Raw genomic sequence first — 17376 nt, forward strand, 5'->3', positions numbered from 1 at the left:
ATCGTCCCCCGCGACCACCGTCAGTCCGGCCGCCGTTCGGGCCGGGAGGCGATCCGCACATGGTCGCCGGTGGCCGTCTCGGCGGCCAGTTGCAACGAGAGGGAGTGCGTGGTGGTGGTCGTCGAGGAGGCGCCGCCGTCGGCCGACACCACCCAGAACCTGAGCCCCGCGTGCCCCTCGCGCGCGTTCTCCACGGCGACCTGGAGATCGAGGCTGATGGTCTCGACGCGGAACCTGATCGTCTCGTCCTCGCCGTCGGCCATCGCCTCCGCCAGCTCCGCGCGCAGCCCGCGAATGACCCGCGCGAGCCCGATCTCCGTGCCCATGCCCCAGCTCCCCTCACGCAAGAACCCTCACCGTACAACGCTGCGCGCACCCCCCATCACCCCCCGATCACTCCCGTGCGACCGTCGCCAACCCACCGCGATCGCCCGCGCGTCCGCCGGGCCGACCCCCGCCGCGCGCCCCCGTGGGCGAGGGTCGCCGCGCGCGGTAGTCGGGCGGGCCGTGGCTACTCCCCGTGGGGTACGTCAGGTGCCGCTGGCCGTACGACGACCCAGGGCCCGCCACGGAGCAGGCTCGACCGTGACAGACAGCGCCCGACCACCGAGGAGTCCGATCACGATGAACACGCTCGCGCACGCCGGGGCCGACGGCGGCGGACCCGGCCCCTGGATCCCGCTGTTCCCGCTCGTCTGGGCCCTGGTCATCGGTGGCGGCATCACCCTGCTGCGACGTGCCGGCTGGCGTGGCCGTGGCGCCCGGGTCCGGCCCGCGACGCCCGGCGGTCCCGCCGCGCACTCGCCGCTGACCGTCCTCGGCCGCAGGTTCGCGGCGGGGGAGATCGACGAGGAGGAGTACTGGCGGCGAGTGTCCGTCCTCAACGAGGAGTTCGGCCGCGACGTCGCCGGCGGTGCGGCATGAGGGCCCGCCCCACCCCCGTGCCCGCCCAGCAGCCCGCGCGGGGCACCCGCGCCGACGCCCCCGCCTACGCCGCCGGCGTGGTCGACGCCGTCCGGGTCTACGGGTCCGGCGAGACCGAGGTGCGGGCCCTGGACGGGGTGAGCGTCGGCTTCCCCGTCGGACGGTTCACCGCGATCATGGGCCCCTCCGGGTCCGGCAAGTCCACGCTGATGCACTGCGCCGCCGGCCTCGACACCCTCACCGCCGGCTCCGCCTTCGTCGCGGACACCGACCTCGGCACCCTCGACGACCGCCGCCTGACCCTGCTGCGCCGCGAACGCGTCGGCTTCGTCTTCCAGGCGTTCAACCTGGTCCCCACCCTCACCGTGGCCGAGAACATCAGCCTCCCGCGAGACCTGGCCGGCCAGCGCGCCGACCCCGACTGGCTGGCCAGCCTCATCGACGTCGTCGGCCTCGGCGGGCGGCTGCACCACCGGCCCAGCGAGCTCTCCGGCGGCCAACAGCAGCGCGTGGCCGTGGCCCGCGCCCTCGCCGGCCGCCCCGACGTGGTCTTCGCCGACGAACCCACCGGCAACCTCGACTCCCGCTCCGGCCAGGAGGTCCTCGGGCTGCTCGGCCGCGCCGTGCGCACCATGGGCCGCACCGTCGTCATGGTCACCCACGACCCGGTCGCCGCGGCCCACGCCGACGAGGTGATCATGCTGGCCGACGGGCGCCTGGTGGACCGCCTGAGCGAGCCGAGCGCCGCACGCGTGATGGACCGCCTCATGGCGCTGGACCGAGCCTCCGAGGCCACCGGGAAGGCGACCGAGTGAACGGCCACCGCGCCACCGCGCGCCTCGCCCTGGCCTCGCTGCGGGCCCACCGTCGGCGCTTCGCCGGCACCTTCGTCGCCGTACTGCTCGGCGTGGCCTTCCTCGGCGGCACCCTCGTCATGGGGGACACGCTGCGCGCCAGCTTCGACACCCTCTTCGGCAACGCCACCAGCGGCACCGACGCCGTCGTACGCGGCGCGAACGCCATCACCACCCCCGGAAACGCCGCCGGCACCCGCGAACCCGTCCCCACCTCCCTGACCCGCGCCCTTGAGCGGGTGGACGGCGTCGCGGCGGCCGAACCCACCATCCAGGGCGCCGGCCAACTCGTCGGCAAGGACGGCGAGGGCATCGGCGGCAAGGGTCCACCCACCCTGGCCGGCAACTGGATCGCCGACCCCGACCTGAACGCCTACCGACTCACCGCCGGGCGCGCCCCCAGGGCGCCGGGCGAGGCCGTCATCAACCGGGGCGCCGCCAAGGCCGGCGACCTGGCCATCGGCGACACCACCGTGCTGCGCACCCCCGAGCCCCTGCCGATCCGCATCGTGGGCCTGGCCTCCTTCGGCGGCGAGGACGGCATGGGCCAGGTCACCTTCACCGGCCTGACCCGGGCCGACGCCGAGAGGCACCTGACGGCCCGGCCCGGCCGGGCCGCCAGCATCCAGGTGCGCGCGCGGCCGGGCGTCAGCCAGCGCGACCTGGTCGAGCGGCTGGAGCGCGTGCTGCCCCGGGGCGTCGAGGCCATCACCGGCGAGCAGTCGGCCGAGGAGAACCTGGACCAGATCTCCGGCACCTTCCTCACCATGTTCACCGCGCTGCTGCTGGTCTTCGCCGGCATCGCCCTCCTGGTGGCCACCTTCAGCATCCACAACACGTTCGCCATCGTCGTGGCCCAGCGCACCCGCGAGAACGCGCTGCTACGCGCCCTCGGCGCGGCCCGCCGCCAGGTGATGGCCGGCGCGCTCCTGGAGGCGAGCGCCGTCGGCGTGCTGGCCTCGCTGGTCGGACTGCTCGGCGGCATCGGCCTCGCGGCCGGCCTGGGCGCGCTCTTCCCCGCCGTCGGCTTCCCCTTCCCCGAGGGCGACCTGGTCGTCAGGCCGCTGTCGTGGGCGCTGCCGCTGGCCGTGGGCGTGCTGGTCTGCGTGGGCTCGGCGCTGTCGCCCGCGCTGCGCGCCGGGCGCACCGCCCCGCTGGCCGCGCTGCGCGAGAGCGCCGTCGACCACTCGGGAGCCTCCCGGACCCGCGCCCTGGGCGGGGTCGCGCTGGGCGCCGCCGGCATCGGCGGCACCGCGTGGGCCGCGCTGGCGGGCGAGCCGTCGATGACGCTGACCGCCGTGGGTGCCGTCGCCACGCTGGCCGCCTTCGTGGTCCTGGGCCCGGTGGCCTGCACGCTGGTGGTCCGCGTCCTGAGCGGCCCGCTCGGCGCGCTGCGCGGGATCAGCGGCGCGCTCGCCGGACGCAACGCGCTGCGCGGCCCCCAGCGGACGGCCGCCACCGCCACCGCGCTGATGATCGGCGTCACCGTGGTGTCGCTGTTCACGGTCTTCGCCGCGTCCCTGAAGGCGACGCTCAACGACACCGTCGCGCGGACCTTCGCGGGCGACGTGGCGGTCAGCGTCCCGGCGTTCGGCGGCGGTGGCGCGGGCCTGAGCCCCACGCTCGCGCCGGCGCTGGACCGGCTGCTCGAGGTGGACACCGCCCTGGGGCTCGGCCGTGGCGTGGCGAAGGTCGACGGCGCCGGCGGCCGGGAACTCACCGTCACCGACCCGGCCGCCCTCTCCGCCGTGCTGGACCTGGGCACGATCCGTGGCGCCCTCGCCGACCTGGGCCCCACCGGCCTGGCCGTGTCGGCCAGCGAGGCCGGGGCACACCGGTGGCGGGTCGGCAGCCGCGTCGGGCTCGCCTTCACCGACGGCGCCCGACAGACGTTCACGGTGCGCGCGGTGTACGAGGAGAAGGACCTGGCGGGCGACTACCTCATCACCCGTCAGGCCTGGGCCCCGCACCGGACGCAGGACGCCGACACCCTGATCGCCGTCTCCTTCCGGGACGGCGTGCCCACCTCCGAGGGCAAGCGGGCCGTCGAGCGGGTCGCCGAGCGGCGGGGCGACCCCGAGGTGCAGACCCGCCAGGAGTGGGCGGCGTCCTCGGCGGGCGGCATCGACATGATGCTCACCCTGGTCTACGCGCTGCTGGCGCTGGCCGTGCTGATCGCCCTGCTCGGCATCGCCAACACCCTCACCCTGGCCGTGCACGAACGCACCCGCGAACTGGGCCTGCTGCGCGCCGTCGGCCAGACCCGCGCCCAACTGCGCGCGATGGTGCGCTGGGAGGCGGTGCTGGTCGCCGCGTTCGGCACCCTCGGCGGGCTCACCCTCGGCGGCTTCCTGGGCTGGGCTCTGGTACGGGTCACGGCCAGCGCGGGCGAGGGCACCTTCGCTCTCCCGCCGCTGCCGCTGGCCGTCGTGGCCCTGGTGGGCGTGAGCGCCGGCGCGCTGGCCGCGCTGCGCCCCGCCCGCCGGGCCGCCCGGCTCGACGTGCTGCGCGCCCTCGCCACCGACTAGCGCGCACCCCGCGCCGACCGCGCGAGCGGGCACCCCCGCCCGGCCGCGCGGTCGGCCACCGCCGCTACCGCCACAGGCCCTCGGCCAGGAAGTGCTCCAACGTCGCGGCGTACGGCGCGATGTCCAGGCCCTGTTCGGCCAGCCAGGCGTCGGAGTAGTACTTGTCCAGATAGCGGTCGCCCGGGTCGCACAGCAGCGTGACCACGCTGCCGGTGCGCCCCTGCGCGACCATCTCGGAGACGATCCGCAGCGCGCTCCACAGCCCGGTGCCGGTGGAACCGCCCGCCCGGCGGCCGATGGCACCCTCCAGGGTGCGCAGGGCGGCCATGCTCGCCGCGTCCGGCACCTTCATCATCCGGTCGATGACGCCGGGCACGAAACTGGGCTCCATCCGGGGACGCCCGATGCCCTCGATGCGCGAACTGCTCTCGCTGCACGCGTCGGCGTCACCGGTGACCCAGCCGTCGAAGAAGCAGGAGTTCTCCGGGTCGGCGACGCACACCAGCGTCTGGTGCTGGAGGTAGCGCACGTACCGGCCGATCGTGGCCGAGGTCCCCCCGGTGCCCGCCGTGGCCACGATCCAGCTCGGTTCCGGATAGCGCTCCAGCCGAAGCTGCTGGTAGATCGACTCGGCGATGTTGTTGTTGCCCCGCCAGTCGGTGGCCCGCTCGGCGTAGGTGAACTGGTCCATGTAGTGGCCGCCGGTGGCGGTGGCCAGCGCGGCGGACTCGGCGTACAGGGTGCGCGGGTCGTCCGCGAAGTGGCACCGGCCGCCGTGGAACTCGATCAGGCGGCACTTCTCCCGGCTGGTCGTCCGGGGCACCACGGCGATGAACGGCACCCCGATCAGGTTCGCGAAGTACGCCTCGGAGACGGCCGTGGAGCCGCTGGACGCCTCGATGACGGGCTTGCCGGGGCGGATCCAGCCGTTGCACAGCCCGTACAGGAACAGCGAGCGGGCTAGCCGGTGCTTGAGACTGCCGGTGATGTGGGTGGACTCGTCCTTGAGGTAGAGATCGATGCCCCACCGCTCGGGCAGCGGGAAGCGCAGCAGATGGGTGTCGGCCGAACGGTTGGCGTCGGCCTGGACCTTGCGTACCGCCTCGTTGAGCCACGTGCGGTAGGCGAGGTCGGTGCGGTCCACGTCGACCGTCTCGGTGTTGTCCATGCCACTCCTCGCGCTGTTCCTCGGGACCGGCGGTGGACCTGACCCGATTTCGATCATAAAGCGGCTCTGGTGCCCGGCCCGCCCGGCAGGCAGACTGCCCCTTGGACATAGGGTGAGGCGAGGCCGAACAGCGGGCGGCCGGCGGGCCCGGCGGCCCGGGGCGATGGGGAGGCGGGGATCGTGGCGGAGGCCGAGTTCAACGCGACCGGAGTGCGGATCGAACGATCGTTGCGATCGGTGACCCGTGCCGGACAGGTGCTCATCAGGGACGGCAGACTGGAGCTGCTGAACAGCTACGGCGGTGAGATCGACAGCGCGCCGCTGCGCTCGGTGCAGGCGGGCAAACCCTGGTTCGCCGCCCGTGACCAGGCGCGCGCCATCGTCAACGGTACCCGGTACGTGCTGACCCTCGGTCAGCGCGACACGGGGGCACCGGACGGCTCCGCGGCGGCCCGGCGCTTCCTGGACGTGATCCGCTCGGCGCAGGGCGAGCCGCGTACGAGCTGATCCGCGAGTTGCGCGGCGGGGTGCGGGACGCGACCCTGAACGCATCGTGGTGTCACCGAGAGTTCACCAGTGGTCACGCTGAGAACCAGCGCGCTGGTCGTGCGCGGCGGATGTCCCCGGCGCACCCCTCTCCGTCCGCACCTGATGCAGGCTAGCCCTACGTCTCCAGGGAGTCGCGGCCGTGATCAACAGCCCGAGCAGGCAGTGCACCGTGGAGCTTCAGGCTCTGCCGGAGCGGATCGGCCAGGTCCGCAGAATCGTCTCGGCGCAGTTGCGCTACTGGCATCTGGACCAGCTCGTCGAACCGGCCGCGCTCGGCGTCTCCGAGCTGTTGACCAACGTCTACCTGCACGCCGAACCCGACAAGCGCTGCACCGTCGACCTGGTCTGGCTCCTCGACCGGCTCACCGTCTCCGTACGCGACGGCGACGCCCGCGAACCCGTGAGCCCCGCGCGGGACCCGCTGGGCACCCACGGGCGCGGGCTCGCGCTGATCGCCGCGGTCAGCCAGAGCTGGGGCGTACGCCAGGCGCGCGACGGTGGCGGCAAGACCGTGTGGTTCGCGTTGCCGGCCGGCCCCGTCACCGCCCGCCCCGCCCGCGGCCCCGCCGTCGGGCGGGCCCTGCCCCAGCCGCCGGCCGGCCCGACCCCCACCGTCACCGCGCTGCGGCTGGACGCCGCCCGCACGGCGCCACCCCTGGAGCGCTCCGCCGCCACCCCGGTCGCGGCCGGCTGATCGCCCCTTCCGACCCGGTCCGGCCTGGCCTGGTCGGCGCCCCCGCGCTGAGCCCGCGTCAGCCGTGGCTGTGAGGTGGTGTCAGGCGGGAGCGGGTCGGCGACGACGGGCGGTGCGGCACGGCCGCGTCGGAGCCGGCAGGCGCGCCCGCGGTAGGCGGGCGCGGGATGTCCGGGCGCCGGTCAGGCGAAGGCGCCGACGGCGGGCGGGTGTGCCGGAGGAGCCGGGTGGGGGCGGTGGCGGCGCCGGGGCGTCGCGCTGGGCTACTCGCCGGCCAGGACCAGCTCGCGCAGGTGCTCGGCCGTCTCCTCGCGCGCCGCGCGCGAGAGACCCGCGTCGGTCACCAGCACGTCCACCTCGCCCAGCGTGGCGAACGAACTCAGGCCCACCTTGCCCCACTTGGTGTGGTCCGCGACCACCACCACCCGTCGGGCGGAGCGGATGAAGTGCCGGTTGGTCTCGGCCTCGGCCAGGTTCGGCGTCGAGAGACCGGCCTCGGCCGAGACGCCGTGCACACCGAGGAAGAGCACGTCGAAGTGGAGCGAGCGGATCGCCGCGTCGGCCACCGGGCCCACCAGCGCGTCCGACGGCGTCCGCACCCCACCGGTCAGCACCACCGTCGCCGCGCCGAACGACCGCTCCCGGCCCCCGCCCCCCTCGCCCGCGGCGTCGGCGGCCCGCCGCGCGCTGTGGAAGACGTCGGCGATGCGCATCGAGTTGGTCACCACGGTCAGCCCCGGCACGTCCACCAGGTGCTGCGCCAGCGCGTACGTCGTCGTGCCGCCGGACAGCGCGATCGCCGAGCCCGGCGCCGCGAGCGGAGCCGCCGCGCGGGCGATGTCCTCCTTCGCGCTCAGCTCCATCCCGGACTTCGCCTCGAACCCCGGCTCGTGCGTGCTCGCCTCGGCGATCGGCACGGCCCCGCCGTGCACCTTCTCCACCACACCGAGCCGCGCCAGCGCGTCCAGGTCCCGGCGCACCGTCATGTCCGACACCTTGAGCTTGCGCGTGAGTTCGTTGACCCTCGCGCCGCCGTGTCGCCTGACCTCATCGAGAATCAGGGCGCGCCGCTGCTCCGCGAGGAGGTTCTGACTCTCGCTCACCCCGCCCGTCCCTTCCGACCAGCCGCCGATGTCCGCGCACATCTTCGCACGCGGGTACGCGACCCCCGGACCGGGCACAATCGCCTCAGCGGGGGACCCCACGGCCTGTTGACGGCGAGGTGCCGCAACCGCCGCCACCCGGGCCGACGTCCCACCGAGCGCAGCCCTCCTGCACCAGACACCGGATCGGGGGACACGGTGGCGCCGACGAAGCAGCCCAAGGACGAGACCAACCAGGCCAACCCGCCCAGCCCACGCGAAACGACCCACCCCAGCACCGCGAGCCCACCCGGCGCCACCCCGCCGCTGGCGCCCGCAGCGCCACCCGAGCCCGTGGCACCACGTGAGCCCACCCCGCCACCCGGCGCGGAGGCGCCGCCCACCCCGCAGGCCGTACCCGCCCCGGACGCGCTGGCGCTCGAACTGCTGGTGCACGGCGTCGGCGGCGCCACTCCCACCAGGATGCTCGACGGCGACCCGCGCACCCGGCGCGTCGGCGGCGACGAGACCGCGGGCCTCTACCGCCGTACCGAGGACGTCGACGCGGAGGCGCGCCCGGCCGACTACCGCGACCGCCCGGTGCCCGAGGCGTACTGCTGGTCCGGCCTGACCTCGGGCGACGGCAGCCGCGCGCTGTGGCTGCTGCTCCTTCCGTTCATGGTCATCAACCTCGCCCACTGGTCCCGGCCGGCCGCCGACCGTCGCGAGGGCACCGTGCGGCTGTACGGCCTGCTGGTGCGGCTGATCGCCCTCACTCTGACCGTGCTGTTCGTCGCCGCCGTGTGCGAGGTGGCGCTCGACCTGACGGCCTGGCAGTGCGCGGGGTCGGCCGCCTGCGCCGACGGGCGTTCCTGGCTGGCGTTCGCCACGCCCAGCGGCGGCGGCTGGTGGAGCCAGCCCGGCCGCCGGATCGCCCTGGCCTCGGTGGCGCCGCTGGCCGTCATCGCCCTGCTGTGGCTGCTGTCCACCCGCACCTGGAGCGCGTACGAGTCCGCTCCGCCCGTCGAGCACCCGCTCAACGAGGACGACCCCTCCGTCGCCCACCGCCCGGCCCTGCACCTGCCCGGATTCTGGTACGGCCGCCGGCTGGTGGCCCGGCTGCGGGCCGTACACACCGCCGCCGGCTTCCTCACCGTCGCCGCCGCCCTGACCGTGGCCGCCACCCGCTACGACCACACCGTCGGCGACTCGGCGTTCCTGACGGTCAGCGGCTGGACGCTGCTGGCGCTGATCCAGGTCAACATGCTCGGCGTGCTCTACGTGGTGTGCCGCAGGGGCCGCAGCGAGTCCACGTTGGACCACGCGCTGGACCGCGTCACGGTGGGGGTCGTCCCCGGCGCCTCGCTCGCCCTGCTGGTTCTCTCGATCGTGCACGCCGGCTGGTCACGGCCGGGCTGGACATCGGGCGGACGGCTGCCGGGCCACCAGGTCTTCGGCGTCCTGGTCCTGACCCAGATCGCCCTCATCGGCGCGCTGGCCGTCGTGGCCGCCGTGCTCTACCGCTCCGCCGCCCGCGCCGGCCACACCGGCGGCCTCGACCCCCGGGACGGCCACGCGCCGGTCCCCGCCTCGCGGGTGCGCACACCGCTGGCCGGGCTCGCCGGCCCCGCCGTCGCGGTGCTCGCCTGCGCCATCGCCGGAGTGCTCACCGGCGGGGTGGCGCAGCGCTTCGCGGACTGGCTGGACGGCGGCGCCACCCCGGGCATGGGTGGCGGCCCGATCGCGGGGCCGCCGGTCGTCCTGTCCTGGCACGCCGCGGTGATCCCGCCGCTCCTGGTGATCCTGGTGCTGATGCTCGCGGTGTTCTCCTGGCGCGTCGGTCGGGTGCGCGGACGCCTGGTGCGCACGGTGCCCGACGGCTACCCCGACGAGCGGCCCGACACCGTGCGGACGAGGAGGATCGCCGGCACCATCGCCCGCGCCGGCGTCACCGACTCCGTGCCCTGGATCATCGGCCCCGTCGCCCTGTTGACGCTGTTCCTGGGCTGCCTCGCGGTGTTCGGCGCCTGGACCACCGGCGAGGTGCCCGGCAAGGCCGCCGACGGAGCGCCCGCGCTCGTCGACGGCGCCGCGCGGTGGGCCCAGGCGACGGGTTCCTGGCTGGTGGGGGTGGCCTTCGCGGTGCTCCTCGCCTCAGGCCGCCGGGCCTACCGGGACCAGGGGGCCCGGCGCACGGTGGGCATCCTGTGGGACGTCGGCACCTTCTGGCCGCGCGCGGCGCACCCGTTCGCGCCGCCCTGCTACGCCGAGCGCGCGGTGCCCGACCTGACCTGGCGCATGCAGTCCTGGACCGCCAGGACCGGTGGCCGCCTGGTGATCTCGGGCCACTCGCAGGGCAGTGTGCTGGCCGCGGCGGCCGTGTGGCAGCTCGACTGGCGCACCCGGGGCCGGGTCGCCCTGCTGACCTACGGCTCCCCGTTGGAGCGGCTGTACGGGCGCTGGTTCCCGGCGTACTTCGGCCCGGCCCAGCTGACCGCGCTCCACCGGGAGGTGCACTGCTGGCGCAACCTGTGGCGGTACACCGACCCCATCGGTGGGCCCATCGAGCCCCCGGCCCTGACCGAGGCCCCGCACGCGGACGGCCGGCCGCCCATCGACCGGGGCGCGCTCAGGGACCCGCTCGTCTACGGCCGCACCGCCGAACACCCGCTGCCCGCGCCGATCCTCGGCCACTCCGACTACCAGGCGGACCCGGCCTTCGCGCGGGAGCGGGCCGGACTGCTGGCCCGGCTGGGCGGGTCGGGGGTGCCCCGCCCCAGGGTGACGCCGCGCGACGGCGGCCCGAGGGCGGGCCGGGGTGAGGCCGTAGGGCCCGACGCGCCGTGACGGGCAGGCGCGCTCAGGGCAGTTCGGGCAGGTCCTGCGGGTAGAGCAGGGTGAGGTCGTCGGTGCTCGGGTCCGGGTGTTGCGCCACCCGACCCGCGTGCCGCTCGACCATCGCCTCGAACGTCTGGCGCGCGGTGCGACCGTTGCCGAACGCCGCGCCCTTGGGGAAGGCCGTGAAGTACTTGAGCAGCGACTCGCCCGTGCCCTCGCCCAGCCGGTACTCGTGCTCCTCGGTCTGCTGCTCCACGATCCGCAGCAACTCCTCCGGCCCGTAGTCGCCGAAGGTGATGGTCCGCGAGAAGCGCGAGGCCACCCCCGGGTTGACGGACAGGAAGCGGGCCATCTCCTCGGTGTAGCCGGCCACGATCACCACGACCGCCTCCCGGTGGTCCTCCATGAGCTTGACCAGCGTGTCGATGGCCTCGCGCCCGAAGTCGCGCCCCGAGTCCTCGGGCGAGAGGGCGTACGCCTCGTCGATGAACAGCACCCCGCCCCGGGCCCGCTCGAACGCCTCCTGGGTGCGGATCGCGGTGGAGCCGATGTGTTCGCCGACCAGGTCCACGCGGGAGACCTCCACCAGGTGCCCGCGCTCCAGCACGCCCAGCGAGGCCAGGATCTCCCCGTAGAGACGGGCGACGGTGGTCTTGCCCGTGCCGGGTGATCCGGTGAAGACCAGGTGGCGGCGGACGGAGGCGGCCTTGAGCCCCGCCTGCTGCCGGCGCCGACCCACCTCGATCATGTCGATCAGTGCCCGCACCTCGCGCTTGACGCTCTCCAGGCCGACCAGCGTGTCCAGTTCGCCCAGCACGTCGTCGGACGGCCGGGCCGGCGCGGGCTCGACGACGGGCGCGGGGGCCGCCGGGTCGGCGGCGCGCTGGCCGGGCAGGCCGCCCAGCAGCCCGACCGTCTGCACCGCGGGCTGTCCCGCGCCACCGGCGAGGCCCGCCCCGCCGGCGACGGTGGGTGGCGGCGGGGCGTGGGTGGCGCTCTCGTCGCTGGTGCACTCCTCGCTGAGCGGCCCCGGCTCGGCGAACTCGTAACCGCCCCGCGCGCAGCGCTCCGTACGGCACCGGGTCAGCGTGGAGCGGCAGCCGTCGATGATGTGGAAGCCGTAGCCGCCGCTGCCGGTGACCCGGCAGTTGTGGAAGGAGCCCCGGCCCTCGGCCGAGACGTAGAACCCGGCCTCGGTGGGGGAGGTCACGGTGCAGCGCTCGACGGTGGGGTCGGCGCCCTTGGTGACGATCACCCCGGTGGCCACGGAGTCGATGGTGCAGCCGGAGAGCGTGCCGCCGCTGCCGTGGTCGCGGAACCAGGCCCCGGTCGCGGCCTCCCGCACCCGGCAGTCGTCGAGCTGGGCGCTGGCGCCGTCGCTGACCGAGACGGCCGTGTTGCGCACCTGGGAGAGGTCGCTGTCCACGACGTCGACGCGCGAGCCGCGATCCAGCACGAACAGCGCGTCCGGCACGTCGTGCACCCGGCACGCGTCGAGCACCGCCGCCGCCCCGTCGCTCACCCACACCGCCGGGTAGTCGCCCGTGCTGTCGTGGATCTCGCACTGGTTGGCGTCCACCCGGGTGCCCGGGTCCCACACCGAGAGCCCGTTGCGCCCGAAACGCCGCACCGTGGAACGGGTGAGGGTGAGCACCGAACGCGAGCGCAGGTCTATCGCGTTCTCCGGTACGTCGTGCAGGTCGCAGTCGGCCAGCGTAAGCACCGCGTCGGTGTCCAGGTTGACCCCGTCGGCCGTGGTGCGGTGCACCTGGCAGTCCGTCAGCAGCGCGGTGGCGCGGGCGGAGACCTGCACGCCCGAGCCCTTGATCTCGTACACCTCGCAGCCCACGGCCTCCAGCGTGGTGCCCTCGCCGGTGACCGAGAGGCCGGCCCCGTTGGCGTGGTGGACGCGGCAGCGCTCCAGGCGCGGGTGGGCCCCGCCGCGCACCGAGACGCCGGACTGGCCGGCCGCGACCACCTCGCACTCCTCGAAGACCCCGGCCGCGCCGTCCAGGACGCTCATCCCGACACCCGCCGGGTTGTCCACGGTGCACCCGCGCACGGTGGGCCGGGCGCTGCCGCGCACCTCGATGCCCACGGCCGAGCGCGTGGCCACCCGCACGTCCGCCACATCCGGCGTCCCGTCCTCGATCAGCAGCGCCGGGGCCGCCGAGTCCTGGCCCTCGATGTGCAGGTCGCGGACGACGGCGGAGGCCCGCACGGTCAGCGCGACGCCCTCGCTCGGCGCGATCCGCACCGCGCCCCGCGCGCCCTCCGGGCCGCGCAGCGTGACCGCCCGGGTCAGGACCACGTTCTCCCGGTAGGTGCCCGGGGCCACGGTCAGCAGGTCGCCGTCCCCCGCGGCTTCGAGGGCCGCCGTGAGCGAGGCGTACTCTCCCGTGCGCCGCCGCCACCGCGACGTGCCGCTGTGCGTCACCTGGACCGAGCCCTGAGCCATGGTGTTGTCGTGCCCCCACCTCGTGCGTGCGTCGACCGGATACGGCCGTGTGGTGTACCGGGAGGAACACCGTAGCGTGCGCCGTGTGGGGGAGTTGACCAGTGCGCGTCCGGTGCCCGGCATGCCCCGATCCGGGGCGGCTCGCCCGTGGTGGCGGCCCGCTTCGGCGCGCCCTCGCCGTGCCACCGTGCGCCGCTCCCGACGCCGCCCGCGCACGTGCCGGACCGGGTCGGCCGATGGCCGCCGACCGGGTGCGGGGCGCCGGTCGGCGGGTGTCGCACGGGCGGGTGTCCGCGAGGTCGGGCGCGGGTCAGCGAACGCGCATCGCGAGCGTGACGACGGCGCCGACGGTCCCCGCGCTGACCGCGAGCCGGTCGGAGACGAGGCGACTCAGCCACAGACCGCGCCCGCTGTGCGCGCCGTCCAGCCCCGGCAGCACGTCCGGGATGACCTCCTCGCTGAAGCCGGGGCCGCTGTCGCTGATCCGGCACTCCAGCTCGTGGCCGACGCGGCGCAACACCAGGTGGCCCCGGCCGCCCGCGTGCTCGATCGCGTTGGTGGCGATCTCGTCCACGGCCAGGACGAAGTCACCGCGCCGGGCCTCGGGGAGCCCGGCCCACGCCGCGCGTTCCTCCACCAGCACCCGCAGCAGCGGCAGGTCGCGCGCGGTGAAGTGACGGTCCAGCAGGCGTCCGTCCGCCTCGCCGTGGGGGCGGCGGAAATCGGCTAGCACTGACGGCTCACCTCGATCAACGCGAGCTGGGGGAGGGCGTCGGAACCCAGGCGGCGCAGGGTGCGCGCCACGAGCGGGCTACAGGCGACCGAGACCCGTGGCCCGTCCAGGGCCGCCAGCGTCAGCAGGTCACTCGCGCATCCCAGCGAGAGGAAGTGCAGCCGCGACAGGTCGATCCGCAGCAGCGCCGCCCGGTCGGTGCGCGCCAGCGCGGCCCGTACGCCGCCGGCGAAGCGCGCCCGGCCGCTGATGTCGGCCTCGCCGATCACGAGCAGGGTGTCGTCGGCGGCGCTGATGCTGAGCACGCCGAGCCGGTCGAGCAGCTGACAGGGATGGGCCTTCGACATCCGGTCGAGCACGTCCGGTGCGAACCATCGGCGGTCGTAGGCGCAGATCTCGCTGTAGGGGCGGCCGGCGAACAGGTGGTCGGAGTGGCTCTCGCGGTGGACGACCACCGCGATGTCGGCGCCCAGGTCACGTACCCAGGCCATGTCGATGAAGGCACGGAAGCCGGTGTAGCCCTGGTGTAGCGCGCGCTCGGTCTCCTCGACCAGCCGGGTGTGCTGGCGGCGGACGGTGAACTCGCGGTCCGGGTCGAGCAGGGCGCGCATCGTGCTGAACTCCACCTGCCCACGGCTCAGGGCGGGGGCCATGGAGGGCCCGCGCGCGTGCACCGCGTGCCGCATCTCCCGCTCGTCCAGCCGGGGGTCGGCGTAGACCGTCACCTTCTCGCCCCGTACGACGCCGAGCCAGGCGAAGGTCGCCATGATCTGCGCACGGGACTCGCGGTCTCCGTAGCTCACGAAGGCATGGTCTCCAGGTCGCATGTGGTGCACGGGCATCAGTCGGCTGCCCTCCGCGTCCGAGGTAGGCATCTGTCCCTGGGCCCCCTGTCAGCGTCGGCAGCACGGCTGGCGTCGTCGCCCCCACGGGGCGTTCCCAGCGGGAGCCGACACTACGGCGTGCGTGACGATGCGCCTCGGTTTTGACCTGAATTGCCCATAATTGGTCACTACTCAAGGATCTTGACCGGGTCGCCTATCCGTACGGTTCCGGTGTGTTCGGGGACCAGGTTCTGGCCGAAGACCACCTTGTTGCCCAGCCGGTGGTGGCGGGCCAGGGTGCGCAGCGGCTCCTTGCCGCGCTCGGCCGTCCGCTGGTCGGTCGTGGTGATCACGCACCGGGTGCTCGGCTTGGCCACGCGGAAGGCCACGTCGCCGATCAACAGCCGGTGCCAACCGTCCTCGGCCCAGGGTTCGACGCCGTCCACGACGACGTTGGGCCGGAAGCGGTTCATCGGCAGCGGGCCCTCGTGCGCGTGGTCGCCCTGGGCGATCAGCGAGTTGAGGGCCGCGAGGGAGGCGGTCGTGGTGACCAGGAAGGGCATGCTGTCGGCGAGGCTGACGGTCTCGCCGGGGCGCGCGTAACGCGGGTTGATCGGACGGCGCCACGCGGGCTCGTCGAGATGGGCCAGGAACACCTGGCGGCCCAGCAGTTCACTGAACCACGCGCTGCCCTCCCCCTCGGTCCACACCAGGTCGACCGGGTCCGCGAACACGCGCACCGGGGCGATCCGGTGTGCCGCCGGGTCGGGTACCGGCACGGTCAGCGGCCCAAGGCCTTCGGCGCTCAGGGCGATGCCGCCGTCGGGCAGCGGTCGGGCGGTGCCCAGCGCCATGCGCGGCACGTGCCGCTGCGTCAGGAAGGTGCCGTCGGGCTCGACAAGCAGCCAGCGTCGATCGCCGGCCAGTCCCCACGGTTCGACGGCGGCCTCGCCGAGCGCGGACCCGCCCACGGACTTGACGGGATAGACGTGGATCGCGCTGAGCTGTGCTTCGGACATGCGCCCATCTTGCCAGCCCGGCCCGGACGGGTCGGTGCGTGGTGGCCACCGCGCGACTGTCGCACGTGACGTACGACACCCGGTACGCGGTGACCGACTCCCTCGTGCGGTCGCCGGAGATGCTTTCCCGCGTCGCCCGCGGTCCCCTCGCGAGCGAGGCCGACCGCGGCGGCGGCGCGGTCGGCTGGGCGCGGATGGGCCGTCCCCGGTGGGTGGTGCCTAGTAGCCCTGGCCGGGGTGCGGGCGGCCGTACTGCTCCGGGTAGGGCGCCGGGTTGGGGCGCGGGGCCGCGGGGCGGGCCGCGATCGGGCGCATCGCCTCGTACCCGTTGGGGGCCGCCGGGCGCGGCTGCTGGGCCTGCTGCGGACCCGGGTAGCCGCGCGGGCCGGCCGCCTGCGGCGGGATGTAGGGCGCCGGCGCCTGCTGGAGAGCGGGCTGCGCGGGGGCCTGCTGGCCGTAGGGCGGCGGGGTGTGCTGCGAGGGACCGGCCGGCAGCGCGGGCAGCGCCGTGGGCAGGGCCGGGGGGAAGTGGCCGCCCGCGTCGTACGGCGAGGGGACGCGGATGGGAGCGATCTGTGGAGTGCCCCGCTCGGCGACAAGGCTGTCGTAGATCGGGGTGTCGGTAAAGTTCGGCGCGGAGTAGTAGCCGCCGCCGTAGCCGCTGCGGGGGAGGGTCATAGCCCTTAAGTTAAGCCCACCATGTGCTGGTTGGGGAGCCCGACAAGAGGGTTGTTTCACGGGTTCCGAGCGGACGTGGCTCCTAATCCGAGTGAATTCGGGAAAATCGGTCGCCGGGGTACGTTGAGATCCTGTAAAGAGCGCGTTCTGGACGGGTTGCCGGTTGTTGTCCTGGGGCCCGGCGAGTGAAAGGAAAGTGGGGGAACATGACGATGCGCAAGGGCATGAACGTGCCTGTCCCGGCCTCGGCGGTACGGATCGAACTGGGCTGGCGAGGCGGAGCGGGCGTTCCTGACGTGGACGCGTCGGCCCTGCTGCTGGCCGGTGGAAAGGTCCGCTCGGACGCGGACTTCGTCTTCTACAACCAGGCCCAGCACAGCTCCGGCGCCGTGCGCCACGAGGGCAAGCGCACCGGAGCCGAGGTCACCGACAGCCTGTCGGTGAACCTGGAGCGGGTCGAGCCGGCCATCGAGACCATCGTGCTGGCCGCCTCGGCCGACGGCGGCACCTTCGGTCAGGTCCCCGGGCTGCACATCCGGCTGCTCGACGCGGCGGGCGGGGCCGAACTGGCCCGGTTCGAGAGCGACGACGCCTCCGTGGAGACCGCGTTCGTCCTCGGCGAGCTCTACCGACGCCAGGGCGCCTGGAAGTTCCGCGCCGTGGGCCAGGGGTACGACAGCGGGCTCGGTGGCCTGGCCACCGACTTCGGTATCACCGTCGACGAGCCGCAGCCCGGCCCGGCCGACGCCGCCGCCGCGCCCGCCGCGCCCGTGGCGGCCCCGGTGACCGCGCCGCCCCCGCCGCCCGCCGCCCCCGCGGAGCCGAGCGCCAAGGTGCGGGCACTGGATCGTCTGGTGGGTACCTGGCAGGTGAGCGGCGGCGTCGAAGGCACGGTCAGATACGAGTGGGCCTCCGGGAAGTTCTTCCTCCTCCAGCACGTGGAGCTCCGTCAGGACGGCATGGACATCCGCGGCCTGGAGGTCATCGGCCACCTCTTCAACCCGTTCGCGGGACACGAGGCACCCAG

15 protein-coding genes are annotated in these 17376 nt (G+C 74.6%); 7 read left to right on the forward strand and 8 right to left on the reverse strand.

The window, feature by feature from the left end; translation table 11 throughout:
• Positions 1–20: 20 nt before the first annotated feature.
• On the reverse strand, positions 21–326 hold the full coding sequence (locus tag ACFVFR_RS09985) for a trypco2 family protein (protein WP_383699367.1): 306 nt from the start codon (positions 324–326) through the stop codon (positions 21–23).
• 298 nt (positions 327–624) lie between these two features.
• On the opposite strand from ACFVFR_RS09985, the gene ACFVFR_RS09990 reads away from it, so the two are divergent.
• From ACFVFR_RS09990 to ACFVFR_RS10000, 3 genes are read left to right on the forward strand one after another with little or no spacing between them, the layout of a single operon-like run.
• Positions 625–924, forward strand: a complete 300-nt coding sequence (locus tag ACFVFR_RS09990) for an SHOCT domain-containing protein (protein ID WP_383699369.1) — start codon at positions 625–627, stop codon at positions 922–924.
• Positions 921–1739, forward strand: a complete 819-nt coding sequence (locus ACFVFR_RS09995) for an ABC transporter ATP-binding protein (RefSeq protein WP_383699371.1) — start codon at positions 921–923, stop codon at positions 1737–1739. The genes ACFVFR_RS09990 and ACFVFR_RS09995 overlap by 4 nt, the downstream gene beginning before the upstream one ends.
• Positions 1736–4306: an ABC transporter permease gene (locus tag ACFVFR_RS10000; RefSeq protein ID WP_383699373.1), complete on the forward strand. Its 2571-nt coding sequence runs from the start codon at positions 1736–1738 to the stop codon at positions 4304–4306. Before ACFVFR_RS09995 ends, ACFVFR_RS10000 begins: the two co-directional genes overlap by 4 nt.
• Before the next feature lie 64 nt (positions 4307–4370).
• Here ACFVFR_RS10000 and ACFVFR_RS10005 read toward each other — a convergent pair whose 3' ends face one another.
• On the reverse strand, positions 4371–5474 hold the full coding sequence (locus tag ACFVFR_RS10005; RefSeq protein ID WP_383699375.1) for a PLP-dependent cysteine synthase family protein: 1104 nt from the start codon (positions 5472–5474) through the stop codon (positions 4371–4373).
• Between the two features lie 180 nt (positions 5475–5654).
• Between ACFVFR_RS10005 and ACFVFR_RS10010 the strand changes: the two genes are divergently transcribed.
• Both ACFVFR_RS10010 and ACFVFR_RS10015 read left to right on the forward strand, forming a co-directional pair.
• Positions 5655–5981 (forward strand): hypothetical protein, encoded by a 327-nt coding sequence (locus tag ACFVFR_RS10010; RefSeq protein WP_383699377.1) that lies wholly within the window; start codon positions 5655–5657, stop codon positions 5979–5981.
• 181 nt (positions 5982–6162) lie between these two features.
• Positions 6163–6717: an ATP-binding protein gene (locus ACFVFR_RS10015; RefSeq protein ID WP_383699379.1), complete on the forward strand. Its 555-nt coding sequence runs from the start codon at positions 6163–6165 to the stop codon at positions 6715–6717.
• A 263-nt stretch (positions 6718–6980) separates the two neighbouring features.
• Here ACFVFR_RS10015 and ACFVFR_RS10020 read toward each other — a convergent pair whose 3' ends face one another.
• A complete protein-coding gene (locus ACFVFR_RS10020; protein ID WP_383699381.1) occupies positions 6981–7820 on the reverse strand; it encodes a DeoR/GlpR family DNA-binding transcription regulator in 840 nt (279 codons plus the stop codon).
• 333 nt (positions 7821–8153) lie between these two features.
• Here ACFVFR_RS10020 and ACFVFR_RS10025 point away from each other — a divergent pair, with 333 nt between their 5' ends.
• Positions 8154–10646, forward strand: coding sequence for a hypothetical protein (locus ACFVFR_RS10025; protein WP_383699402.1), 2493 nt, complete (start codon positions 8154–8156; stop codon positions 10644–10646).
• 13 nt (positions 10647–10659) lie between these two features.
• On the opposite strand, the gene ACFVFR_RS10030 is transcribed toward ACFVFR_RS10025, so the two are convergent.
• The 5 genes from ACFVFR_RS10030 to ACFVFR_RS10050 form a co-directional block, all read right to left on the reverse strand.
• Positions 10660–13095 (reverse strand): right-handed parallel beta-helix repeat-containing protein, encoded by a 2436-nt coding sequence (locus ACFVFR_RS10030; RefSeq protein ID WP_383699382.1) that lies wholly within the window; start codon positions 13093–13095, stop codon positions 10660–10662.
• A gap of 310 nt (positions 13096–13405) precedes the next feature.
• The gene (locus ACFVFR_RS10035; protein ID WP_383699384.1) at positions 13406–13828 is read right to left on the reverse strand and encodes an ATP-binding protein; all 423 of its coding nucleotides are present in this window, start codon (positions 13826–13828) and stop codon (positions 13406–13408) included.
• Positions 13822–14631: an MEDS domain-containing protein gene (locus ACFVFR_RS10040; protein WP_383699386.1), complete on the reverse strand. Its 810-nt coding sequence runs from the start codon at positions 14629–14631 to the stop codon at positions 13822–13824. Before ACFVFR_RS10040 ends, ACFVFR_RS10035 begins: the two co-directional genes overlap by 7 nt.
• Before the next feature lie 209 nt (positions 14632–14840).
• Positions 14841–15671: an MOSC domain-containing protein gene (locus ACFVFR_RS10045; RefSeq protein WP_383699388.1), complete on the reverse strand. Its 831-nt coding sequence runs from the start codon at positions 15669–15671 to the stop codon at positions 14841–14843.
• Positions 15672–15890: 219 nt separating this feature from the next.
• Positions 15891–16349, reverse strand: coding sequence for a DUF6643 family protein (locus ACFVFR_RS10050; protein ID WP_383699390.1), 459 nt, complete (start codon positions 16347–16349; stop codon positions 15891–15893).
• Positions 16350–16555: 206 nt separating this feature from the next.
• Between ACFVFR_RS10050 and ACFVFR_RS10055 the strand changes: the two genes are divergently transcribed.
• Positions 16556–17376: TerD family protein (locus ACFVFR_RS10055; RefSeq protein ID WP_383699392.1), on the forward strand; the 821-nt coding region annotated here is incomplete at its 3' end.

Source organism: Streptomyces sp. NPDC057702, assembly GCF_042799315.1.
Lineage (GTDB): Bacteria > Actinomycetota > Actinomycetes > Streptomycetales > Streptomycetaceae > Streptomyces.